The following is a 23671-nucleotide window of genomic DNA, read 5'->3' as shown; positions in this document are numbered from 1 at the left end:
CCCGACCCGTGACGCTCAGCCACCGTAGCGGCTGCAAGAAGTGCGTAAAGTTACAACAAAAGGTCTCAGAATGACGACTGAATCTTCAAACCTGCGACCAGGGCGTTGTCCACTTCGTCCACCCCGCCTGGGCTCTTGATGTATTGCAGGTTGGGCCGCACGGTCAGCCAATTGGTGACGTGGAAGCCGTAGTAGAGCTCGGCGTTGTACTCGGTGCGTTGCAGCGGGGTGAAGCGCGGATCGTCGTAATCGTCCACACCCAGCTGGGCGTTGAGCTGGTCGGCGCGCTTGCGCACGTCGTCGTTGACGTGGATGCGCGCCACGCCGAAGCCGATGTCGTCCTTGGGCCGAGCGTCGAAGGCGCCTTTGTAGACCAAGCCCACCTGCTGGTAGTTGTCGACCACGTTGGTGGCCTTGTCGTGCACGGTGAAGTTGGCGAACAGGTTCAGGCCGCGGTTGACGTCACCCGCGTGTGCCGTGACCTGCTGTTGAGCCACCACCCACCAGCCGTGCTTGCTCGAATGCGAGCGGAAGCCGCTGCCGGATACGCCCTGGGCGTTGCCGTTGATGTCCTTGTAGACGTCCTGGGCTTCGGCAGTGCTGTAGTAGTAACCCAGGCGGTATTCGCCCGGCAGGCCGTTGAAGCGTGGCTGCCACACCGCCTCGACCGGCAGGATGGCGCCTTTGGTGCCGCTGCCGCTGAGTTTGAAGCCGTTGCCGGTGTCGAGGTTCGACGGGTTCTGCTCGAAGGCACCGACCTGCACGAAGAAGTCCGGTGCGATGTTGTACTTGACCCGCAGTGCCCACTGGCTGACGGGCCAGTTGTACCAGATGCTGCCCACCCAGTTGCCCACCTGCGAACCGCAGAAGGCCAGGTTCTGGAAGTCGCAGGGGAAGCTGTTGAACTCCTCGCCCGGGCCGAACTGGCCGAATTTCACGTCCAGTGCGCCATCGAAGTACTTCTGTTTGACCCACATCTGCGTCAGCCGCCAGGTCTGGCCACGGCCCCAGACTTCCTGCACCGAGCTGAACTGCCCGGCGCGCGGGTCGCTGATGCGGTCGTTGGACAGGTTGCGGCCGCTACGCTCGGTGATGGCCAGCTTGAACTCGGCATCGTGCCAACCGAGGATCTTCTGCAGGTCCAGGTGCGCGCCCAGGGCGAACTGGTCGCTGTAGCGCGCCGTGCGGTCATGGTCGTAGCCGCCGCGCAGGTTGCCGGCCACCTCGCCGACGTAGTCGACGGTGAAGTCGTAGCCTTTTTCCAGCAGCTCGGTACGGGTGCCGCCCCAGTCCCCGGTCATCCATTTCGAGTCGCTGGAAAACGCCTCGGCGGCCTGCGCCGTGCCGCTGCCGACTGCTGCCAGGAGTGCCAGCGAGCCGAGGGTGGTGATGCGATTGCGATGCTCCATTGCGATACGTCCTTTCTGTTGTTGTTAGTCCAGCGCGCGTACCGGACGCGCCGTCGTGGCGCTGTCCGGCACACCCTGTTCGGTGGTGCGGTCCAGGCGTTCGCCGGTCTGCGCATCGAACAGCAGCACGCGGGCTGGATCCAATTGCAGGCGCAGGCTGTCGCCCACTCGGCAGACGACGTCCGGCGCCAGTCGGCAGCACACTTTGCTGCCATTGAGGGAGACGAACACCAACAGGTCGGGGCCAGTGGGTTCGAGCACTTCGACCTGCGCGCCGATCGACGGCAGACCATTGCCCTGTTCGGGGCCCAGGGCGATCTGTTCCGGGCGGATGCCCAGGACCACCTCGCGGCCCGCGAGGTTTTCCGGCACCCGCAGCGGCAGGTCGCAGCGCTGCTGGCCGCTGTCGAGCCGGGCCAGCATGCGGCCGTCCTGGTGGATCAGGGTGGCGGGGATGAAGTTCATCGGTGGCGAGCCGATGAAGCTCGCCACGAACTGGTTGGCCGGGTCGTTGTAGATCTGCTGCGGGGTGCCGAACTGCTGGATGATACCGTCTTTCATCACCGCGACCTTGTCGCCCAGGGTCATGGCTTCGATCTGGTCGTGGGTGACATACACCGTGGTGGTCTTCAAACGCTGGTGCATCAGCTTGATTTCGGTGCGCATCTCCACCCGCAGCTTGGCGTCAAGGTTCGACAACGGCTCGTCGAACAGGTAGATCTGCGGCCGCCGTGCCAATGCCCGACCCATGGCCACGCGCTGCTGCTGGCCGCCTGACAGCTGGCCGGGCTTGCGCCCGAGCAGGTGTTCGATCTGCAACAGGCGCGCGACCCGGCCCACTTCCTCGTCGATGGCGGCCTGGGGCATCTTGCGGATCTTCAGGCCGAAAGCGATGTTCTCGCGCACGGTCATGGTCGGGTACAGCGCATAGGACTGGAACACCATGGCGATGTCACGATCCTTGGGGCTCATGCCGCTGATGTCGACGCCCTCGACCAGGATCTCGCCGCCGCTGATGTCTTCGAGCCCGGCGATGCAGTTCATCAGGGTCGATTTGCCACAGCCCGAAGGGCCGACCAGGATCAGGAACTCGCCCGAATCGATGGCCAGGTCGATGGCCTTGAGGGTGTCTGGCAGGCCACTGCCATAGCGTTTGTTGACGTTACGAAGTTGCAAGCGTGCCATGTGTCACCCCTTGACCGCGCCGGCCGTGAGGCCGCGCAGGAAATATTTGCCGGCGACCACGTAGACCAGCAGGGTCGGAAGCCCTGCGATCATCGCCGCCGCCATGTCGACGTTGTATTCCTTGACCCCGGTGCTGGTGTTGACCAGGTTGTTCAGTGCCACGGTGATCGGCTGCGCATCGCCACTGGCGAACACCACACCGAAGAGGAAGTCGTTCCAGATCTGGGTGAACTGCCAGATCAGGCAGACCATGATGATCGGCAGCGACATCGGTAGCAGGATGCGCGTGAAGATGGTGAAGAACCCCGCCCCGTCGAGCCGCGCCGCCTGCACCAGGGCTTGCGGCACGCTGGTGTAGTAGTTGCGGAAGAACAGCGTGGTGAAGGCCAGGCCGTAGACGATGTGCACCAGCACCAGGCCCGTGGTGGTGCTCGCCAGGCCCAGCTTGCCGAGGGTGAACGAGGCCGGCAGGAGTACGGTCTGGAACGGCAGGAAGCAGCCGAACAGCAGCAGCCCGAAGAACAGCTGCGAACCGCGGAAGCGCCACATCGACAGCACGTAGCCGTTGAGCGCGCCGATCAACGTGGAGGCCAGCACCGCCGGCACGGTGATCTTCACCGAGTTCCAGAAGTAGCCGCCGACGCTGTCCCAGGCCTTGAGCCAGCCGATGCCGGTGACCACGTCCGGCCAGCTCAGCAGGTTGCCGGTGCGGATGTCGTCGGGGGACTTGAAGCTGGTCAGCAGCATCACCAGCAGCGGAACCAGGTACACCGCGCAGGCCAGCAACAGGGTGGCGTAGATGGCCAGGCGGCTTGCGGAGAATCCGTGACGGCTAGTCATGGCGCTTGCTCCTGAGTTCGGAGTACAGGTACGGCACCAGGATCGCCAGGATGGCGCCGAGCATGAGGATGGCGCTGGCCGAGCCCATGCCCATCTGTCCGCGGCTGAAGGTGAAGTTGTACATGAACATCGCCGGCAGATCGGAGGCATAGCCCGGCCCGCCGGCGGTCATCGCCGCCACCAGGTCGAAGCTCTTGATGGCGATGTGCGCCAGGATCATCACTGCGCTGAAGAACACCGGGCGCAGGCTGGGCAGGACGATACGCAGGTAGATGCGCGGCAGGCTGGCGCCATCGACCTGGGCCGCGCGGATGATCGACGGGTCGACCCCGCGCAGGCCGGCCAGAAACAGCGCCATGACGAAGCCCGAAGCCTGCCACACGGCGGCGATCACCAGGCAGTAGACCACACGGTCCGGGTCCACCAGCCAGTCGAAGCGAAAGCCCTCCCAGCCCCAGTCGCGCAGCAGCTTGTCCAGGCCCAGGCCTGGGTTGAGCAGCCACTTCCAGGCGGTGCCGGTGACGATCATCGACAGCGCCATGGGGTACAGGTACACCGTGCGGATGAAGCCTTCGCGACGGATGCGCTGGTCGAGCAGCACCGCCAGGACCACGCCGATCACCAGGCTGATGCCGATGAACAGGCCGCCGAACACCAGCAGGTTCTTGCTCGCCACCCACCAGCGGTCGTTGGCCATGAGCTTGGCGTATTGGGTGAGCCCGGCCCATTTATAGTTGGGCATGAAGGTCGACTGGGTGAAGGACAGCACCAGGGTCCAGAAGATGTAGCCGTAGAAGCCCACCAGCACGATGAGCATGCTCGGGGCCAGCACCAGCTTGGGCAGCCAGCGTTGCAGGCAGTCCAGGGGGGACGCCCGCCGAGACGCGGTCGCAATGTTCATGGCGTGTGTTCCAGAAGAGAAAAGACGGATGAGCGCAGACCGTGCCGCGCGGGTGCATCACCCGCTACGGCTGGTCTGCCAGGCGGTCAGCGCGCGGCTTTGATGGCCGCGTCGAGCTGCTTGGCCGCCTTGGCCGGATCGGCCTTGGAGTCGTTGAGGAAGTTGCTGACCACATCGAAGATCGCGCCCTGCACCGCCAGGGTCGAGGCCATGTTGTGCGCCATGCTCGGCTGCAGGCCGTCGCCTTGGCTGGCCTGCTGGAAGTCCTTGGCCGAACGCTGGGTACAGGCGTCGAACTGGCTCATGTCCATGTCCTGGCGCACGGGCAGCGAACCTTTGTTCTGGTTGAAGGCGGTCTGGAAGGGTTTTTCCAGCGCTACCTTGGCCAGGTCGTTCTGCGCCTTGATGTCGTTTTCCTTGGTCAGCTTGAACATCGCCAGCGAGTCGATGTTGTAGGTGAAGCTGCCCTGGGTGCCGGGGAACGGTACGCAGACGTAGTCGCTGCCAGCGGTCTTCTTGGCCGCAGTCCATTCGCTCTTGGCCCAGTCGCCCATGATCTGCATGCCGGCCTTGCCGGTGATCACTTCGGCGGCGGCGATGTTCCAGTCGCGCCCGGCACGATTGGGGTCCATGTAGCCGGCCAGACGTTGCAGGGTCTGGAAGGTCTCGACCATCTTCGGTCCGGTGAGGGTGTCGGTGTCGAGGTCGACGAACGCCTTGTGGTAACCCTCGGGCCCGAGGATGCTCAGCACCAGGTTCTCGAACACGGTGCTGTCCTGCCAGGGCTGACCGCCATGGGCCAGGGGCTGGAAGCCGGCAGCCTTGAGCTTGTCGGCGGCGGCGAACAGTTCGTCGAGGGTTTCCGGCACCTTGGCGCCGGCCTTTTCGAACACCTGCGGGTTGATCCACAGCCAGTTCACGCGGTGGATGTTGACCGGCACGGCCACGTAATGGCCGTCGTACTTCCAGATCGGCGTGAGCTTGGCCGGCAGCAGTTCGTCCCATTTGTTGGCGCTGGACACTTCGTCCAGTTCGGTGAGCAGGCCCAGGGCGCCCCACTCCTGGATGTCGGGGCCTTTGATCTGCGCGGCGGCAGGCGGGTTGCCGGCGACCGCGCGGCTTTTCAGCACGGTCATGGCCGCCGCGCCGCCACCGCCGGCGACGGCGTTGTCTTTCCAGGTGAAGCCGTCCTTTTCGATCTGTTGCTTGAGGGTCTGCACGGCGGCGGCTTCGCCACCGGAGGTCCACCAGTGCAGCACTTCGACGGTGCCGTTGTCGGCAGCGACGGCGCTCAGGGGCAGGGAACAGGCGAGGGAGATGGCAGTAGCCAGACGAGTGAATGCGTTCATGTGAAAACCTTTGTTTTTGTTATGCGAGCAAGTCGAGTGCTTGCGCTTGCCTCGGAGTCTAATCAGACGAGTGGCGCCGCCAGGTAACGAAGCGCCGTGTCTTTGTCACCGCTTGGTGACAAAAGCCGGCTCATTCGGCGCTGCGTGGCAGGCTCAGGGTGACGCGCAGGCCGCCCTGACGCAGATTGAGCAAACTCACCTCGCCGCCGTGGCTGTGGGCGATGTTGCGCGCGATACCTAAACCCAGGCCGTAGCCCTGCTGCTGGCCGGCCAAGCGGAAATGCGGTTCGAACACCTGCTCCAGACGTTGCTGCGGCACCCCGGGGCCACAGTCGTCGACCTGCAGCACGAAGCCTGTGGCGCTGTCGAGGATGCGCAGATGGGCGCGCTCGCCGTATTTGATGGCATTGTCGATCAGGTTGCCGATGCAGCGGCGCAAGGCCAGGGATTTACCCGGATAAGGCGCCAGCGCCCGACCTTCGAGGGTGATGCGCCCGTCGCGCAGGTAAGGCTCGGCGAGCATTTCCAGCACCTGGTTGAGGTCGATCGGCTCGATGTTCTCGTGGATGTCGGTGTCCTTGACGCATTGCAGCGCGCCCTTGACCAGCAGCTCCAGCTCGTCGAGGTCGCGGTTGAAGGTGCGCTGAGCCTGTTCGTCTTCGAGCAGCTCGACGCGCAGGCGCAGGCGCGTGATGGGCGTGCGCAGGTCGTGGGAGATGGCGCTGAACAGCTGGCTGCGCTCGGTCAGGTAACGGCTGATGCGCTCGCGCATGCTGTTGAACGCGCCCGCCACTTCGCTCACCTCGCTGCCGCCGCCACCGGCCAGCGGCGCGACGTCGGCGCCCAGCGACAGGTCGCGTGCGGCGCTGGCCAGACGCTTGAGCGGGCGGGTCTGCCAGTGCACCAACAGGCCGATGAACAGCAACAGCAAGGCCGTGGTCAGGCCAATGAAGCCGATCTGCTGACGCGGCAAGCCCTGCTCTTCCAGGCCGGTGTAGGGCTCGGGCAGCAGGGACGCGATGTACAGCCATTCGTGCTCGGCCAGGGGAATCTGGATCACCAGCACCGGCGGGTTGAGCGGCTCCAGGGTCAGCGCATAGTGCGCCCAGGAACGCGGCAGCTCGTCGAGCTTCAGGCCGCTGTTGAAGATGCGCAGCTCCTGCGGGGTGACGAACTCCACGGTGAAGTCGGTCTGCGCGCCGAGCCGCTCGTGCAGAACCTGGTCGAACACCTCGATCACCGCCTGCTTGCGCGCGGTCGCCGGCAGGCTCGGCATGTCCAGAGGACGCTCGTTGAGCGAGACGAAGAAGCGCGTGCCGCCCATGCTGCGCAGCTGGTCGAGCACCATTGGCCGATAGGCCACGGGCAGCGAGCGGAAGTAGCTGACGCTGGCACTCATCGAATGCGCCAGGCTGCGCGCGCTGGCTTGCAGGCCCTGCAACTGGCTGGCGCGCAACTGGGCGACCCAGATCAGGCTCGACAGCCCCTGGGCCAGCAGCACCACCAGCAAGGTCAGCAGCAGCATGCGCCCCAGCAGCGAGCGCGGCAGCAGGCGCCAGCGCGGCTCAGGCACCCGGACGGACATCGGCGGCCAGCACGTAGCCGCTGCCGCGCACTGTGCGGATCAGCCGCGGCGGCTTGTCGGTGTCGCGCAGGCGCTGGCGCAGGCGGCTGACCGCCATGTCGACGATGCGGTCGAGCGGCATGGGTTCGCGCCCGCGGGTGGCGTTGCCGATGGTGTCGCGGTCGAGGATCTGCTGCGGGTGGTCGAGGAACAGCTTGAGCAAGGCGAAGTCGGCGCCGGTGAGGATCACTTCTTCACCGTCGCGGTGGTACAGACGGTGGCGTGTGGTGTCCAGGCGCCAGTCGTCGAAGCTGAGTACCGTGCTGGCCGGCGCGGCCTGGGCGAACTCGGTGCGCCGCAGCAGAGCCTTGATGCGCGCCAGCAGCTCGCGGGGGCCGAAGGGTTTGCCGATGTAGTCGTCGGCGCCCAGTTCCAGCCCGATGACCCGGTCGGTCTCGTCGGAACTGGCGGTGAGCATGATGATCGGCACCCGCGCATGCCGGGGGTGTTGGCGCACCCAGCGGCACAGGCTGAACCCGTCTTCGTCGGGCAGCATCACATCGAGGATGGCCAGGTCGTAGTCGCCGGCATCCAGCGCCCGGCGAAAGCCCTGGCCATCGGTTTCGGCGCGCACGTCGAAGCCAGCGCGGCTGAGGTAGGTTTGCAGCAGTTCGCAGATGTCGTGGTCGTCGTCGACCATCAGTATCGATTTACCGGAGGTGCTCACGGTCGATCCCTTTTGACGGCTGAGGTACAGCCGCGATGTGCCTGGCGCAGGCGTTGGGTGGAAATGGCAGTTGCATGCGGCCGGCAGTGTAGCGGCAGGCCTCGCGGCCTGCCATGACTCGGCTCAATCGTGCAGCGATTGCTCCAGCGCCACCCCGGCCCCCAGCAGGCCCGACAGTTCGGCGGTCACCAGCCACACCGGGATGCCGGCGAAGAAATGGCTCATGTGGCCTTTGTCGGTGAAGCTGTCGCGGAAACCGCTGTGCAGGAACAGCTCGGCGAAGCGCGGGATCACGCCGCCGGCGATGTACACGCCGCCGCGCGCGCCGAGGGTCAACACGTTGTTGCCGGCGACGCGGCCGAGAAAGCGGCTGAACTGCTCGATCACCGCCCGCGCCCGGGGCTCGCCACCCAGGGCGGCGTCGGTGATTTGCGCAGGCGTCTGGTGCTGCGCCACGTCGCCGTCGATGGCGCACAGCGCCTGGTACAAACGCAGCAGGCCGCTGCCGCTGAGGATGTTTTCGGCGCTGACGTGGCCGAGCTGGCGATGCAGATATTGCTGGATCGCCACTTCGCGCGCGTTGCTCACCGGCAGGTCGACATGGCCGCCCTCCCCCGGCAAGGCCAGCCAGCGACGCTCGCCCTGGCGCAGCAGGCAGCCCACGCCGAGACCGGTGCCCGGTCCGATCACCAGTGCCGGGCGGCTGGGGTCGGCCTCACCGGCACAGACTTCGAGCGATTCGCCGGGCTTGAGCCGGGTCATCCCCAGGGCCATGGCGGTGAAATCGTTGACCAGCAGCAGGCGCTCGATCTGCAAGTGCTCGCAGAACGCACGCTGGCTCAGCTGCCATTGGTTGTTGGTGAACTGGAACGCGTCGCCCAGCACCGGTCCGGCCACGGCCAGACAGGCCGCGCGCACCGCGCCGGGCGCTACGCCCTGATTGGCCAGGTACTGTTCGATGGCCTGTTCCGGCCCGCTGTAGTCGGCGGTGGCGAATACCTCCACGGCCTCCAACTGGTTGTTGCGCCACAACGCGAAGCGCGCGTTGGTGCCACCGATGTCGCCGACCAGCAATTCCGTCATCCAAGCTTCTCCAAATCCGCAGTGAAGGCGCTGGCGCCCTGCTCGGCCGAGCTGAAGGCGACGCGCATGAAGCCGAACAGCTCGCGCCCGCAGCCCAGGTCGTTGCCCTGGGGTGCAGGGGGCAGGTCGCGGCTTTCCAGCTCGCTGGCCGAGAGGCGCACCTGCAGCGTGCCTTCGACGCCGTCGACACGCACCATATCACCATCGCGCAGCCGTGCCAGCGGACCACCGTCGAAGGCTTCGGGGCAGACATGGATGGCGGCAGGAATCTTGCCCGATGCGCCAGACATGCGTCCGTCGGTGACCAGCGCCACCTTGAAGCCACGGTCCTGCAACACGCCGAGGAACGGCGTCAGCTTGTGCAGTTCGGGCATGCCGTTGCAGCGCGGGCCCTGGAAGCGCACCACGGCGACGAAGTCGCACTCCAGCTCGCCGGCCTTGAACGCATCGGCCAGGGACTGCTGGTCGTGGAAGATCCGCGCCGGGGCCTCGACCACCCGGTGCTCGGGCGCCACCGCCGAGACCTTCATCACACCGCGGCCGAGATTGCCGTTCATCACCCGCAGCCCGCCTTCGGCCGAGAACGGCCGCGCCACCGGGCGCAGGATGGTTTCGTCCAGGCTCTGGGTCGGCCCTTCGCGCCAGACCAGCTGGCCGTCTTCGAGGAAGGGTTCCTGGGTGTAGCGACGCAGACCGGGGCCGGCCACGGTGTTGACGTCTTCGTGCAGAAGGCCGGCGTCGAGCAGCTCGCGGATCAGATAGGCCATGCCGCCTGAGGCCTGGAAATGGTTGATGTCGGCTTTGCCGTTGGGATAGACGTGCGACAGCGTGGGCACCACGTCCGACAGCTCGGCCATGTCCTGCCAGGTCAGCTGGATGCCGGCGGCCTGGGCGATGGCCGGCAGGTGCAGGGTGTGGTTGGTCGACCCGCCGGTGGCGTGCAGGGCCACGATGGAATTGACCAAGGCCTTTTCGTCGACGATCTCGCCCAGCGGCATGAAGTTGCCGCTGGCCTTGGTCATGCGCGTGACCTGGCGCGCCGCTTCGGCGGTGAGCGCGTCGCGCAGCGGCGTGTAGGGGTTGACGAACGAGGCGCCCGGCAGGTGCAGGCCCATCACCTCCATCACCAGCTGGTTGGTGTTGGCGGTGCCGTAGAAGGTGCAGGTGCCGGGACCGTGGTAAGACTTCATCTCCGATTCCAGCAGCTCTTCGCGGCTGGCCTTGCCTTCGGCGTAGCGCTGGCGCACGTCGGCCTTTTCCTTGTTCGACAGCCCCGAGACCATCGGCCCGCCGGGTACGAACACGGTGGGCAAATGGCCGAAACGCAGCGCGCCCATCATCAGCCCCGGCACGATCTTGTCGCAGATGCCCAGCATCAGCGCGGCGTCGAACATGTTGTGCGACAGGGCGATGGCCGTGGACATGGCGATCACTTCGCGGCTGGCGATGGCCAGTTCCATGCCCGGCTCGCCCTGGGTGACGCCATCGCACATGGCCGGCACGCCACCGGCGAACTGGCCGACCGAGCCGATGTCGCGCAGCGTCCGTTTGATCTGTTCGGGGAAGTGCTGGTAGGGCTGGTGCGCCGAGAGCATGTCGTTGTAGGCCGAGACGATGGCGACGTTGGCCGCGTTCATCAGGCGCAGGGTCTGCTTGTCGTCCGTACCGCACGCCGCCACGCCGTGGGCGAAGTTGGCGCATTGCAGGCTGGCGCGCATGGGGCCGGCGCTGGCCGCGCCATGGATGAGCGCCAGGTAGCGTTCACGGGTGGCACGGCTGCGTTTGATCAGCCGCTGGGTGACCTCAAGGATGCGCGGGTGCATGTACAGGACTCCAGGCTCGCGGTAAGGGCGGTCTTGACGGGTTGCTTCACCTTGCGTCGGTTGCGGCCTAGGCTCAGTGGAGAGCCCCGACGGCGGCGACATCAGGTTGAACCCGACCACTCGTTGTATGTTCTAAACAAATACTGACACCAAAAAGGGTTGTTTTCTATCAGCAAGGGAATAATCTTGTAATTCCAACAACAAAACCGTTTCAGCGAAGCCTGCCTTTGTGCCACAGGCCTCGCCCCACTGCCAGAGGTATCGCCATGACCATCCGCATCGCCATCAATGGCTTCGGCCGCATCGGCCGCAACGTGCTTCGTGCACTCTATACCCAAGGCTATCGGGAGCACCTGCAGGTCGTCGCCATCAACGATCTGGGCGACAGCGCCATGAACGCCCATCTGCTCAAGTACGACAGCGTGCACGGCCCGTTCGATGCACAGGTCGAAGCCGACCAGCAGAGCCTGACGGTCAATGGTGACCGTATCGCCGTCAGCGCCATCCGCAACCCGGCGGAGCTGCCGTGGAAGGCCGAAGCGGTGGATGTGGTCTTCGAATGCACCGGCCTGTTCACCGACCGCGAAAAGGCTGCCGCGCATCTGAGCGCCGGCGCCGGCAAGGTGATCATCTCGGCGCCGGCCAAGGGCGCCGACGCCACCGTGGTGTACGGCGTCAACCACGACGTGCTGCGCGCCTCGCACCAGGTCATCTCCAACGCTTCGTGCACCACCAACTGCCTGGCGCCGATCGCCCAGGTGCTGCACCGCGAGTTCGGCATCGAACAGGGCCTGATGACCACCATCCACGCCTACACCAACGACCAGGTACTGACCGACATGTACCACAGCGACCCGTACCGGGCGCGTTCGGCCACCCAATCGATGATCCCGAGCAAGACCGGCGCCGCCGAGGCGGTCGGGCTGGTGCTGCCGGAGCTGGCCGGCAAGCTCACCGGCATGGCCGTACGGGTGCCGGTGATCAACGTGTCGCTGGTCGACCTGACCGTCAACCTGCAACGCGAGGTCAGCCGCGACGAGGTCAACCAGGCTTTCGCCGAGGCCAGCCGCCAGTCGCCGGTGCTCGGTTACAACGCCCTGCCCCTGGTGTCGTGCGACTTCAACCACAACCCGCTGTCGTCGATCTTCGACGCCAACCATACCCGCAGCAACGGGCGCATGCTCAAGGTGCTGGCCTGGTACGACAATGAATGGGGCTTTTCCAACCGCATGCTCGACACCTGCCGCGCGCTGTTCGACGCGTGCTGAAGAAGCCATTCGACTGACCGAAGCCGCGCCGCAGCTTCGGCATGCGCTAGACGACGGCCAGGCCAGGCCTGGTCTGGCCGAGCCGGGCCTAACGTTTGGAAGCGTTTTCCAGCTTGACCCCAAGGGAAGATGATACGCATTATCAATAACTTCCCTTTGGTCAGGTTTCCTCGTGAGTCAGTCTCGCTTCAACGCGCTGTTCGTCCAGCAGCGCCTCTCCCTGCTGCGCACCCTGCAGCGCATGGTCGGCAACCCCAGCACCGCCGAAGACCTGTTGCAGGAAACCTACCTGCGGGTCGCCCGTGCCCTGGCCGAACGGCCGGTCACGCACTTGGAGCCCTTCGTGTTCCAGACCGCACGCAACCTGGCGCTCGACCACTTGCGAGCTCGCCGTGCGCAAGCGCGCACCTTGGTCGACGATGTGCCGGAGCAGGTGCTGCACAACGTCGCTGCGCCCCTGGGCAGCAGCGAAGATGCGGCCCATGCCGAACAACTGCTCAAACACCTCAGCAGCCATCTGGGTCGATTGACCGAGCGCCAGCAACGGATCTTCGTGCTCAGCCGCGTGCAGGGCGCCAGCTATCTGGAAATCGCCCAGCAGTTGAAGGTGTCGGCCAGCACCGTTCAGAAGGAACTCAAATTGATCATGTCGCTCTGCATGGACATCGCCCAACGCTTGGGCTGAACGACCGACGGCGCTGGCCGGCAGGCGCACGGCTTGCCAGCCGACCTGCCAGCCCCGATCATCCGTAGCCCCACGAGCCGTGCAAGGACTCTGCGTGACCGACCACCCCTCCACCTCCTCCAGCGTCACCCAGGCCCGCGCGCGCGCCCGCGAGCAGGCGCTGGACTGGTTGGTGCGCCTGCAATGCGCCGATCCGCAAGACGAGCGCGACTTCGCCGATTGGCTGGCCCAGGCCGAGGAAAACGCCGAAGCCTACTTGCAGGCCGAAGCGCTGTGGAACGGCGCAGCCCTGCAACAGGCGGCCGGCCATTTGCAGCGACGCAGGCGCCGCGCCTGGCCCGCGCGCCTGCGTCGCTACCGCGCGCCACTGGCCGCCGCCGCATTGCTGCTGGTCGGCCTGTTCACCTTCGGCAATCTGCCGGTGCGCCTTCAGGCCGACCATCTGACTGCCGTCGGTGAGCGCCAGCGCCTGCAACTGGACGAGGGTGCCCGTGTGCTGCTCAACACCGACAGTGCCCTGGCCAGCGAGCGACACGACGGCCAGCGCACCGCCCGCCTGTTGCAAGGCGAGGCCTATTTCCAGGTGCCGGCCGGCACCCAGCCCGCGCTGGAAGTCCGAGCCGGGCCGTTGCGCGCACGGGCCGACGACACCGACTTCGCCGTGCGCTACTTCGATGGTCAGGCGCAGGTGCGCGTGCAGCGCGGAGACGTCGATCTGCAGTCGCCGGACGACCAGCGCGTGCGCCTGCGTGCAGGCGACAGCATCAGCCTGGGTCCGGCCGGTTTCAGCGCACCGCAACGGCCCGACATGGCCAAGGCGCTGGCCTGGGTCGAGGGCCGCCTGGTGTTCGAGAACTGTCCGGTGAGCCAGGTGCTGGACGAGGTCCGCCGCTATTACCCAGGCTGGATCGTCAACCGCAACCCACGCCTGGAGCAACTGACGGTCACCGGCAACTACCGCCTCGATCAGCCCGTGGAAACCTTGCGCGCCCTGGCGCAGATCACCTCGGCGCAGCTGCACGAATACCCTGCGCTGGTGATCCTCAACTAGGGCTCGCAGCGTTCACCGAAATTTTTTTACGCACCCGCCTGGCCTGTTCCGTCTCGTTATAGCCAATGCGACTGATTCTTGTTCATCAAGATTTCAGCCACTCATAACGTTCGCGCGACAGGGAGCGCTTTCGATGTCCACAGGTTTCAAACGCCCGTCCTCTTCTTCCCGCCGGGTCGGCCAACTGTCGTTGCTGACCCTGGCCATGCTCGCCGGTGGCGTGTGCAGCCTGCCCGCGCTGGCTGCCGATACGGCCCAGGCCAGCAGCCCGCATACGGGCGACTACCGCTTTGCCATCGAACAGCAACCGTTGGTCTCGGCCCTCAATGCCTTCACCGCAGTCACCGGCTGGCAGGTCGGCTTTTCCGCAGAGCTCGCCCAAGGCGTGGCCGCGTCCGGCGTCTCCGGTGCGCTGCCGGCCCAGGCCGCGCTCGAGCGTTTGCTGCAAGGCACCGGGCTGACTTACCGCACCCTCGGCCCTGGCAACGTGGTGATCGAGCGCCAGGCGCTCGGCCAGCGCAACGCCATCGCCTTGCAACAGCTCACCGTCAGCGCCACCCGCAGCGCCCAGGACGTCAACCAGGTGCCCAGCACCGTCAGCGTGCACACCCGCGAGCAGCTCGACCGGCAGAACATCAACAGCATCGCCGACCTGGCGCGCTACGAGCCGGGCGTGTCGGTCAGCGGCATCGGCCAGCGCAGCGGCTTGAACGGCTACAACATCCGCGGCATCGACGGCGAGCGCATCCTCACCCAGGTCGACGGCGTGGCCATTCCCGACAGCTTCTTCTTCGGCCCGTACGCCCAGACCCAACGCAACTACGTCGATCCGGAAATCGTCAAGCGCGTGGAAATCCTCCGCGGCCCGGCCTCGGTGCTCTACGGCAGCAACGCCATCGGCGGCGCGGTCAGCTATTTCACCCTCGACCCCGAAGACATCATCAAACCCGGCAAGGATGTCGGAGCCCGTCTGAAGACCGGCTACAGCTCGGCCGACGACAGTTGGCTGAAGTCGGCCACCGTGGCCGGGCGCAGCGGCGACCTCGACGGCCTGCTGCACCTGAGCCGGCGCGACGGCCATGAGACCGAGTCCTATGGTCGCCATGGCGGCGACGGCCTGGCACGCACCGCGGCCAACCCCGAGGATGCGCGCACGACCAACGTGCTGGCCAAGCTGGGCTGGAACTATGCCGAAGAGGATCGCCTGGCGCTGGTCTACGAGCGGTTCAAGAACGACCGCGAGCAGAACGTGCGCAGTGCGGTCGGCGGGCCGTTCACCAATGGCCGGGGGATGGGCATGTACCGCAGCCGCCAGGCCGAAGACACCGTGACCCGCGAGCGCTTCGGCCTGGAGCACACGCTGCGCCTGGACAGCGCACTGGCCGACCAGGCGAAATGGAGCCTCAACTACCAGATCGCCAAGACCGACCAGCACACCGAAGAAGTGTATTTCCCCTTGAGCCGCACCGTGCTTCGCACCCGCGACACCACCTACAAGAATCGCCAGTGGGTGCTTGACGCGCAGCTCGACAAGGCCTTCGACCTGGGTGACACGCAGCACCTGCTGACCTACGGCACCACCTTCAAGCACGACAAGGTCACCGGTTCGCGCAGCGGCACCGGCACCTGTCTGGGGGTCGGCGCAGGCTGCCCAGGGGCAGGCTTCGACAGCCCCAAAGATGGTCAGGCGCGGGTCAGCGACTTCCCCGACCCGACCATCGACACCTACAGCCTGTTCGCGCAAGACGAAATCCGCTGGGGTGCCTGGACCTTCCTGCCTGGCGCGCGCTACGACTACACGCGCATGAAACCCAAGGCCACCGACGAATTCCTGCTCGGCCTGCAGAGCACCGGCAGCGCGGCGCCCACGTCCATCGACACCTCCAGCAAGCACTGGCACCGGGTTTCGCCCAAGCTCGGCGTCACCTACGCCTTCGACGAGCATTACACCGGCTATGGCCAGTACGCCGAGGGCTTCCGCACCCCCACCGCCAAGTCGATGTACGGCCGCTTCGACAACCAGGTCGAAGGCTACCGCGTCGAGGGCAACCCCGACCTCGAACCGGAAAAGAGCAAGAGCCTGGAAACCGGTCTGCGTGGGCAGTTCGAAGCGGGCAACTTCGAGGTGGCGGTGTTCTACAACAAATACCGCGACTTCATCAACGAAGACGCCATCCAGTCGTCTTCGCTGGGCACCACCTTCAAGGCCAACAACATTCGCCGCGCGACCATCAAAGGCACCGAGCTCAAGGGCCGCCTGAACCTCGACCACTTCGGCGCCGCACCTGGGCTGTACGCGCAAGGCGCGGTCACCTATCTGCACGGGCGCAACGACGACAACGGCCGGCCGCTCAACAGCATCAACCCGCTGACCAAGGTGTGGGGCTTGGGTTACGAGCAGCCGAACTATGGCGGCCTGCTGAGCTGGACCGTGGTCAAGCGCAAAGACCGCGTCGACGACACCACCTTCTTTGCGCCCGACGGCACCAGCAGCCAGTTCCGCACACCGGGTTACGGCGTGCTCGACCTGGCCGGCTTCTACAAGCTCACCGACGATCTGACTCTCAACGCCGGCCTCTACAACCTCACCGACAAGAAATACTGGCAGTGGGATTCGGTGCGCGGCTATGACGGCCTGGGCGAAGCCGGGGTGACGCAGCCGGCGAACCTCGACCGCCTGACCCTGCCGGGACGCAACGTGGCGATCAACCTGGTGTGGGACATCTGAACGGGCATGGGCGCGCTGCCACAGCGCGCCCGCCGACCTTTTTTACCGTTTTCCCCTGTGTGTTTCGTCTTCATACACAGGCGCCCATTCCTGGAGGAACTTCCATGGCCACTGCCACTGCCACCGCCCACGAGCGCGCCAGCCTGCGCTCGCAACGCCTGAACCAGGTCACCCACGCCCCGCACAGCGAACTGGACGCCCTGGTCAAAGCCCACGCCCCGTTCGACAGCCGCGAGCGCTTTGCCCGCTTCGTCGTCGCCCAGTACCTGTTCCAGGCCGAACTGCAACCGCTGTACCGCGATCCGGCGCTGGTCGCGCTGTTCCCGGACCTGGCCGAACGCTGCCGCGCCGAGCAGGCCCGACAGGACTTGGCCGACCTCGGCTGCGACGTACCGGCGCCCGTGCCGGGTGCGTTGCGCGATCCGAGCGTGGCGCAGGCCCTGGGCTGGCTCTTCGTCTCCGAAGGCTCCAAACTCGGCGCCGCGTTCCTGATCAAGCGCGCCGCCGCGCTGCAACTGACCGACACGTTCGGCGCGCGCCACTTGGGCGAGCCTGCCGGCGGTCGCGCCGCAGGCTGGAAACGCTTCACCCGCACCCTCGACCACCTGCCCCTTTCGGCGGAAGAGGACGCTGCCGCCGAACGTGCGGCCGTGGCTGCGTTCGAACGCTTTACCGAGTTGCTCAAGCATGCCTATGCGACCGACCCCGCACTGGCTTGATACGCCCGTCCGGCCCCTGCGAACGGAGGCCGGACTCACCGCAGTGAGACCATGACCCAACTTGCCCGCTCCCGCGTGACCCGTCTGCTGTACGCACTCCTGGCCTATACCAGCCTGGGCATCGGGCTGGTCGCCATCGTCATACCCGGGCTGCCGACCACCGAATTCATCCTGCTCGCCGCCTGGGCCGCCACGCGCAGTTCGCCGCGGCTGAGCGCCTGGCTGGAGCGGCATCGGCTGTTCGGCCCGATCCTCTACAACTGGCGCAACGGCAAGGTGATCCAGCGCCGCGCCAAGATCAGCGCTACGGTCAGCATGCTGCTGTGCGCAGGTCTGATGCTGCTGGTGCTGGAGCACCGTTGGCCGGTGTTCCTGGCCATCGGCGGTATGGTCCTGGGGAACCTGTGGATCTGGTCGCGCCCCGAACGGGCCGTAGCCCAATCCGGTTCCGTACGACCTTCTTTGCCCCAGGTTCCGCCTTCGCATGCGTCCATTGACTGATACAGGTCAGTGGGCAATGGACTGCACGTCCCTAGGCTGGAGCTTCCGGTCGCCATGGACAGCACATCCCGGTCACTGCGCGCAGTACGTGACTCGTCATCGAGCGGCGGCAGCACCCAACCACCCTCGCGTCAAATCAGCGCAACTGCTGGGCACATTCCGCCGCTTATCAGCTACCGTTGACACCACCCAATGCGCGCAAAGCCCACCCATCATCAGGAGGACCGCCCATGGCCACCTTCACCCCCGGCCACTTGCACATCGAGCGCCATGCGCTGAACCAGGCCGACCACAGCTATAACCTGAGCGTCGACTACAGCCTGTTCCAAGACCCCAAGGAAGGCGCCGGCATGAATTTCCGCCTGCATGGCAGCATCGATGACAAAACGGTCGATGAAACCTTCTTCCTGCCCAAGGACCAGGCCTTCGACTTCGCCCGCTACGTCACCCGCCTGGCGGAAAAGCACGGCCTGCCCAAGAGTGCGTCGAGCATCGCGGCGTCCCATACCTTCTACGACCTGATGTTCGAAGACGTGCGAGCCCAGCTCGACGTGAAGTCCGGCGACCCGGTCAAGCCCGAACACCTCACCTGATCCACTGGGGTTGCCGGTCTGGCCAGGGCATACTGTCCGCCCCTCCGGCCATGGCCCCAGCCCCCATGCGTATCCACGTCAGCTTCATCGACCGCGTCGGCATCACCCAGGAAGTGCTCGCCTTGCTGGGTGCCCGCCACCTCAACCTGGACGCGGTGGAGATGGTCCCGCCGAACGTCTACATCGACGCCCCGACCCTGAGCCCTGCCGTACTGGAAGAACTGCACGACGCGCTGCTCGACGTGCACGGCGTGCAGTCGGTGGAGGTGGTGGACATCCTTCCCGGCCAGCGCCGCCACCTGCAGCTCGACGCCCTGCTGGCGGCCATGAGCGATCCGGTGCTGGCGGTCGACAGCGCCGGCAAGGTGCTGCTGGCCAATCCGGCATTGATCGCCCTGTGCGGCCGTGAGTCGGCCGGGCGTTCGGTGGGCGAGCTGTTTGGCGATCCGGGCCTGCTGCAAGCGCTGCTGGACAACAACTTCCACCTGCCGATGCGCGAGATGCAGCTCAACGGCCAGAGCCTGTTGCTCGACGCCAGCCCCATCACCCATGCCGGCGGGCTGCTGACGCTGTATCCACCCACGCGCATGGGCGAGCGGCTTTCGGCCCTGCGCCACGACCATGCCGAAGGCCTGGAGGCGTTGCTCGGCGACTCGCCGGCGATTCGCACCCTCAAGGCCCGCGCCCTGCGCGTGGCGGTGCTCGACGCTCCGCTGCTGGTGCATGGCGAAACCGGCACCGGCAAGGAACTGGTAGCCCGCGGCTGCCACGCCCTCAGCAGTCGCCAAGCCGCGCCGTTCCTGGCGCTCAATTGCGCCGCGCTGCCGGAAAGCCTGGCCGAGAGCGAGCTGTTCGGCTATGCCCCCGGCGCCTTCACCGGCGCCCAGCGTGGCGGCAAGCCGGGGCTGATGGAACTGGCCAACCAGGGCACGGTATTTCTCGATGAAATCGGCGAAATGTCGCCCTACCTGCAAGCCAAACTGCTGCGCTTTCTCAGCGATGGCAGCTTCCGCCGGGTCGGTGGCGACCGCGAAGTGAAGGTCGATGTGCGCATCATCAGCGCCACCCACCGCGACCTGCAACGCATGGTCGGCGAAGGCACCTTCCGCGAAGACCTGTTCTACCGGCTCAACGTGCTCAACCTGCAAGTGCCGCCTCTACGCGAACGCGGCGAAGACATCCTCATGCTGGCACACGCCTTCATGGCCCAGGCCTGCACGCAGATCCAGCGTCCGCCCTGCCGCCTGAGCAGCGCCACCCATGCAGCGCTGCTGGCCAATCCCTGGCCGGGCAACGTGCGCCAACTGCACAACGTGATCTTCCGCGCTGCCGCGATTTGCGAACGCCAGTGGGTGGAGATCGACGATCTGGACATCGCCGGCACCTCGGTCGCCAGCGGCCAGTCGGGCGGCGTCGCCAGCCTGGAGCGGGCGGTCGGCGACTTCGAGCGCGAGCTGCTGCAACGCCTGTATGCCAGCTACCCGTCGACTCGCTTGCTGGCTGCACGCTTGCAGACTTCGCATACCGCCATCGCCCAGCGTCTGCGCAAGTACGGGATTCGTAAGGATGCTTGAACAGCGATGATGCCAGCCATGCGCCGTCGCGTGCGCTGGCCTGCAGGCATATGACTATGGGGCAGGCGTAACAGGATTGTACCGATTGCTTTACGGTGTAATGAAATTCATACAAAGCCCCCGACAGCCTGTTCTGCAAGGGTTTGATCGGGCTTCCTTTTCAGACCGCTCCAGACTGTATCGAATTCATTACAAAACCCTTTTAGCTGTCATGTACCGATTCGCAGCAAACCCTCGATAAATCGGGCTTTCACCCGGCTGGCCGCCTTCTTGCTAGGGAAAACCTCGACCCAGAGCGTGGGGCCACACCGCGCCTGACCTCCTGCATCCCGAGGACTTTTCATGAGCGAGTTGCGTTTTACCGAGGATCACGAATGGCTGCGCGTCGAAACCGACGGCAGCGTCACGGTGGGAATCACCGCCTACGCCCAGCAGGCGCTGGGCGATGTGGTCTACGTGCAATTGCCCGAGTTGCAACATTACGACCAAGCCAGTGAGGCCTCGACCGTGGAGTCGGTGAAAGCGGCCAGCGGCGTCTATATGCCGTTGGCCGGCGAGATCGTCGCCGTCAACGAGCAACTGGCCGAACAGCCGGAACTGGTCAACGAACAACCGCTCGGCGCAGGCTGGTTCTTCCGCTTCGTGCCCGACCAACCGGACGCCGTGGCCGACCTGCTCGACCAGGACGCCTACGACCGACTGCTCAATGCCAGCGTCGACGCCTGAGGACCCCGCCATGCCCCTGAACCTCAGCACCGCCAACGAATTCGTCGCCCGCCACATCGGCCCCCGCGCCGCCGATGAGCAGGCCATGCTCGCCCTGCTCGGCTTCGATTCCCTCGACGCCATGAGCCAAGCCGTCGTTCCCGCCAGCATCCAGGGCACCAGCGTGCTGGGCGACGCCCCCGGCCAGAGCGAAACCGACGCCCTGGCCGCGCTCAAGGCCATCGCCGGCCGCAACCAGCTGTTCAAGACCTACATCGGTCAGGGCTACTACGACTGCCACACCCCGGCGCCGATCCTGCGCAACCTGCTGGAAAATCCCGCCTGGTACACCGCCTATACGCCCTACCAACCGGAAATTTCCCAAGGTCGCCTGGAAGCGCTGCTGAATTTCCAGACGCTGATCTGCGACCTGACGGGCTTGCCGATCAGCAACGCCTCCCTGCTCGACGAAGCCACCGCCGCGGCCGAGGCCATGACCTTCTGCAAGCGCCTGTCGAAGAACAAGACCGGCCAGGCCTTCTTCGCCTCCGTGCATTGCCACCCACAAACCCTCGACGTGCTGCGTACCCGCGCCGAACCTCTCGGTATCGAGGTGGTGGTCGGCGACGAGCGCGAACTTGAGGATGTTTCGACGTTCTTCGGCGCGCTGCTGCAATACCCGGCCAGCCATGGCGAGATATTCGACTACCGCGAACTGGTGCAGCGCCTGCACGCCGCCAACGCCCTGGTGGCCGTGGCCGCCGACCTCTTGGCCCTGACCCTGCTCACGCCCCCGGGTGAATTCGAGGCCGACGTGGCCATCGGTACGGCGCAGCGCTTCGGCGTGCCACTGGGCTTCGGCGGCCCGCACGCGGCCTACTTCGCCACCCGCGATGCGTTCAAACGCGACATGCCCGGGCGCTTGGTCGGCGTGTCCATCGACCGCTTCGGCAACACCGCGCTGCGCCTGGCCATGCAAACCCGCGAGCAGCACATCCGCCGCGAGAAGGCGACCTCCAACATCTGTACCGCGCAAGTGCTGCTGGCCAACATGGCCAGCATGTACGCGGTCTACCACGGCCCGGCAGGTTTGACGCGCATCGCCGAACGGGTCAGCGGCCTGACCTCGATCCTTGCCCAAGGTTTGCACGAGCTGGGCGTGAAGGTGCTCGGCGAGAGCGCCTTCGACACGTTGACCCTGGACACCGGCAGCGCCACCATGCAGTGGCATGACAAAGCCCGCGCGCAGCGCATCAACCTGCGCGTGGTCGGCGCCAGCCAGTTGGGCCTGTCACTGGACGAAACCACCACCCAGGCCGACGTCGAGGCACTCTGGGCGCTGTTCGCCGATGGCAAGGCCGCCCCCGACTTCGCCGCCTTGGCTGCCACCGCGGAACCGCGCCTGCCGGCCGCACTACGGCGCCAGTCGGCCTTCCTCGAACACCCGGTATTCAACCGCTACCACAGCGAAACCGAGCTGATGCGCTACCTGCGCCGCCTGGCCGACCAGGACCTGGCGCTGGACCGCAGCATGATCCCGCTGGGTTCGTGCACCATGAAACTGAATGCGGCCAGCGAAATGATTCCGGTGACCTGGGCCGAGTTCGGCAACCTGCACCCCTTCGCCCCGGCCGAACAGAGCCAGGGTTACGCACAGATGACCGAAGAGCTGGAAGCCATGCTCTGCGCCGCCACCGGCTACGACGCCGTGTCGCTGCAACCCAACGCCGGCTCGCAGGGCGAATACGCCGGTCTGCTGGCGATTCGCGCCTATCACCGCAGCCGTGGCGACCAGCAGCGCAACGTCTGCCTGATTCCGGCCTCGGCCCACGGCACCAATCCGGCTACCGCGCACATGGCCGGCATGCGCGTGGTGGTCACGGCCTGCGATGCCCGCGGCAACGTCGATGTCGACGACCTGCGCGCCAAAGCCGAGCAGCACCGCGAGCAACTGGCGGCGCTGATGATCACCTACCCGTCTACCCATGGCGTGTTCGAGGAGGCCATCGGCGAAATCTGCGCTATCGTCCATGAGCACGGCGGCCAGGTGTACATCGACGGCGCCAACATGAACGCCATGGTCGGGCTGTGCGCACCGGGCAAGTTCGGCGGCGACGTGTCGCACCTGAACCTGCACAAGACCTTCTGCATTCCCCACGGCGGCGGCGGCCCCGGCGTCGGCCCGATCGGCGTGAAGGCGCACCTGGCGCCGTTCCTGCCGGGCCACGCGGCGTTGCCGCGCCAGGAAGGCGCGGTGTGCGCGGCGCCCTTCGGCAGCGCCAGCATTCTGCCTATCACCTGGATGTACATCCGCATGATGGGCGGCGCCGGCCTCAAGCGCGCGTCGCAGATGGCCATCCTCAACGCCAACTACATCGCTCGGCGCCTGCACGGCCATTACCCAGTGCTGTACACCGGCAACCAGGGCCTGGTGGCCCACGAGTGCATCCTCGACCTGCGCCCGCTCAAGGACAGCAGCGGCATCAGCGTCGATGACGTGGCCAAGCGCTTGATCGACTTCGGCTTCCATGCCCCGACCATGTCGTTCCCGGTGGCCGGCACGTTGATGATCGAGCCGACCGAAAGCGAATCCAAGCAGGAGCTGGACCGCTTCTGCGAGGCCATGCTCAAGATACGCGAGGAAATCCGTGCGGTGCAGGAAGGCCGTCTGGACGCGGACGACAATCCGCTGAAGAACGCGCCGCACACCGCTACCGAGCTGGTCGGCGAGTGGCGCCACCCCTATGGCCGCGAACAGGCCGTATACCCCTTGCCGAGCCTGGTGCAGGGCAAGTATTGGCCGCCGGTGGGGCGTGTCGACAACGTCTACGGCGACCGCAACCTGGTGTGCGCCTGCCCGCCGATCGAGCTGTATCAGGAAGGCTGACGGCCGTTGCCGTCCGCGCAGGGTCCGGCCGGTCGCCATGGCGCCGGCCGGTCCATCGTCGTGCCGCTGGGCCGACCTA

At 66.0% G+C, this 23671-nt stretch carries 19 protein-coding genes; 10 read left to right on the top strand and 9 right to left on the bottom strand.

Translation table 11 applies throughout. The features are described 5' to 3' along the window. Positions 1-65: 65 nt before the first annotated feature. From AA0Z93_RS12115 to edd, 9 genes are all read right to left on the bottom strand, one after another. The gene (locus tag AA0Z93_RS12115; protein ID WP_413048716.1) at positions 66-1409 is read right to left on the bottom strand and encodes a carbohydrate porin; all 1344 of its coding nucleotides are present in this window, start codon (positions 1407-1409) and stop codon (positions 66-68) included. A 24-nt stretch (positions 1410-1433) separates the two neighbouring features. Further along, positions 1434-2594, bottom strand: coding sequence for an ABC transporter ATP-binding protein (locus AA0Z93_RS12110; protein ID WP_413048717.1), 1161 nt, complete (start codon positions 2592-2594; stop codon positions 1434-1436). Between the two features lie 3 nt (positions 2595-2597). Then, positions 2598-3434: a carbohydrate ABC transporter permease gene (locus tag AA0Z93_RS12105; RefSeq protein WP_413048718.1), complete on the bottom strand. Its 837-nt coding sequence runs from the start codon at positions 3432-3434 to the stop codon at positions 2598-2600. Continuing rightward, positions 3427-4335 carry a carbohydrate ABC transporter permease gene (locus AA0Z93_RS12100; RefSeq protein ID WP_413048719.1) on the bottom strand — a complete coding sequence of 303 codons (909 nt, stop codon included), beginning with the start codon at positions 4333-4335 and terminating at the stop codon, positions 3427-3429. The genes AA0Z93_RS12105 and AA0Z93_RS12100 overlap by 8 nt, the downstream gene beginning before the upstream one ends. 86 nt (positions 4336-4421) lie before the next feature. Then, positions 4422-5684 carry an ABC transporter substrate-binding protein gene (locus tag AA0Z93_RS12095; protein WP_413048720.1) on the bottom strand — a complete coding sequence of 421 codons (1263 nt, stop codon included), beginning with the start codon at positions 5682-5684 and terminating at the stop codon, positions 4422-4424. Positions 5685-5814: 130 nt separating this feature from the next. Continuing rightward, complete coding sequence (locus AA0Z93_RS12090) at positions 5815-7269, bottom strand: ATP-binding protein (protein ID WP_413048721.1); 1455 nt, start codon at positions 7267-7269, stop codon at positions 5815-5817. Beyond that, positions 7250-7975 carry a response regulator gene (locus tag AA0Z93_RS12085; RefSeq protein WP_413048722.1) on the bottom strand — a complete coding sequence of 242 codons (726 nt, stop codon included), beginning with the start codon at positions 7973-7975 and terminating at the stop codon, positions 7250-7252. The genes AA0Z93_RS12090 and AA0Z93_RS12085 overlap by 20 nt, the downstream gene beginning before the upstream one ends. Positions 7976-8098: 123 nt before the next feature. Beyond that, complete coding sequence (locus AA0Z93_RS12080) at positions 8099-9058, bottom strand: glucokinase (protein ID WP_413048723.1); 960 nt, start codon at positions 9056-9058, stop codon at positions 8099-8101. Further along, positions 9055-10881, bottom strand: a complete 1827-nt coding sequence (gene edd / locus AA0Z93_RS12075) for a phosphogluconate dehydratase (RefSeq protein WP_413048724.1) — start codon at positions 10879-10881, stop codon at positions 9055-9057. The genes AA0Z93_RS12080 and edd overlap by 4 nt, the downstream gene beginning before the upstream one ends. A 266-nt stretch (positions 10882-11147) precedes the next feature. Between edd and gap the strand changes: the two genes are divergently transcribed. The 10 genes from gap (at position 11148) to gcvP (ending at position 23592) form a co-directional block, all read left to right on the top strand. Next, a complete protein-coding gene (gene gap / locus AA0Z93_RS12070) occupies positions 11148-12149 on the top strand; it encodes a type I glyceraldehyde-3-phosphate dehydrogenase (protein ID WP_413048725.1) in 1002 nt (333 codons plus the stop codon). Positions 12150-12321: 172 nt separating this feature from the next. Further along, positions 12322-12834 carry an RNA polymerase sigma factor gene (locus tag AA0Z93_RS12065; protein ID WP_413048726.1) on the top strand — a complete coding sequence of 171 codons (513 nt, stop codon included), beginning with the start codon at positions 12322-12324 and terminating at the stop codon, positions 12832-12834. 94 nt (positions 12835-12928) lie between these two features. Beyond that, positions 12929-13885 carry a FecR family protein gene (locus AA0Z93_RS12060; protein ID WP_413048727.1) on the top strand — a complete coding sequence of 319 codons (957 nt, stop codon included), beginning with the start codon at positions 12929-12931 and terminating at the stop codon, positions 13883-13885. A gap of 133 nt (positions 13886-14018) precedes the next feature. After that, positions 14019-16613 (top strand): TonB-dependent receptor, encoded by a 2595-nt coding sequence (locus AA0Z93_RS12055; RefSeq protein WP_413048728.1) that lies wholly within the window; start codon positions 14019-14021, stop codon positions 16611-16613. Positions 16614-16717: 104 nt separating this feature from the next. Then, positions 16718-17332 carry a biliverdin-producing heme oxygenase gene (locus AA0Z93_RS12050; protein WP_413048729.1) on the top strand — a complete coding sequence of 205 codons (615 nt, stop codon included), beginning with the start codon at positions 16718-16720 and terminating at the stop codon, positions 17330-17332. Between the two features lie 51 nt (positions 17333-17383). Beyond that, positions 17384-17833 (top strand): YbaN family protein, encoded by a 450-nt coding sequence (locus AA0Z93_RS12045; RefSeq protein ID WP_413048730.1) that lies wholly within the window; start codon positions 17384-17386, stop codon positions 17831-17833. 230 nt (positions 17834-18063) lie between these two features. Further along, a complete protein-coding gene (locus AA0Z93_RS12040; RefSeq protein WP_413048731.1) occupies positions 18064-18426 on the top strand; it encodes a DUF5064 family protein in 363 nt (120 codons plus the stop codon). Positions 18427-18491: 65 nt separating this feature from the next. Further along, positions 18492-20000, top strand: a complete 1509-nt coding sequence (locus tag AA0Z93_RS12035) for a sigma-54-dependent transcriptional regulator (RefSeq protein WP_413048732.1) — start codon at positions 18492-18494, stop codon at positions 19998-20000. A gap of 342 nt (positions 20001-20342) precedes the next feature. Further along, positions 20343-20726: a glycine cleavage system protein GcvH gene (gcvH, locus tag AA0Z93_RS12030; RefSeq protein ID WP_413048733.1), complete on the top strand. Its 384-nt coding sequence runs from the start codon at positions 20343-20345 to the stop codon at positions 20724-20726. 10 nt (positions 20727-20736) lie between these two features. Further along, positions 20737-23592: an aminomethyl-transferring glycine dehydrogenase gene (gcvP, locus tag AA0Z93_RS12025; protein ID WP_413048734.1), complete on the top strand. Its 2856-nt coding sequence runs from the start codon at positions 20737-20739 to the stop codon at positions 23590-23592. Positions 23593-23671 lie beyond the last annotated feature (79 nt).

The organism is Pseudomonas phoenicis (genome assembly GCF_047302395.1).
GTDB lineage: Bacteria > Pseudomonadota > Gammaproteobacteria > Pseudomonadales > Pseudomonadaceae > Aquipseudomonas.
Note: the sequence above shows the minus strand (reverse complement) of the source record. Positions and strands in the feature narration are given on the sequence as shown.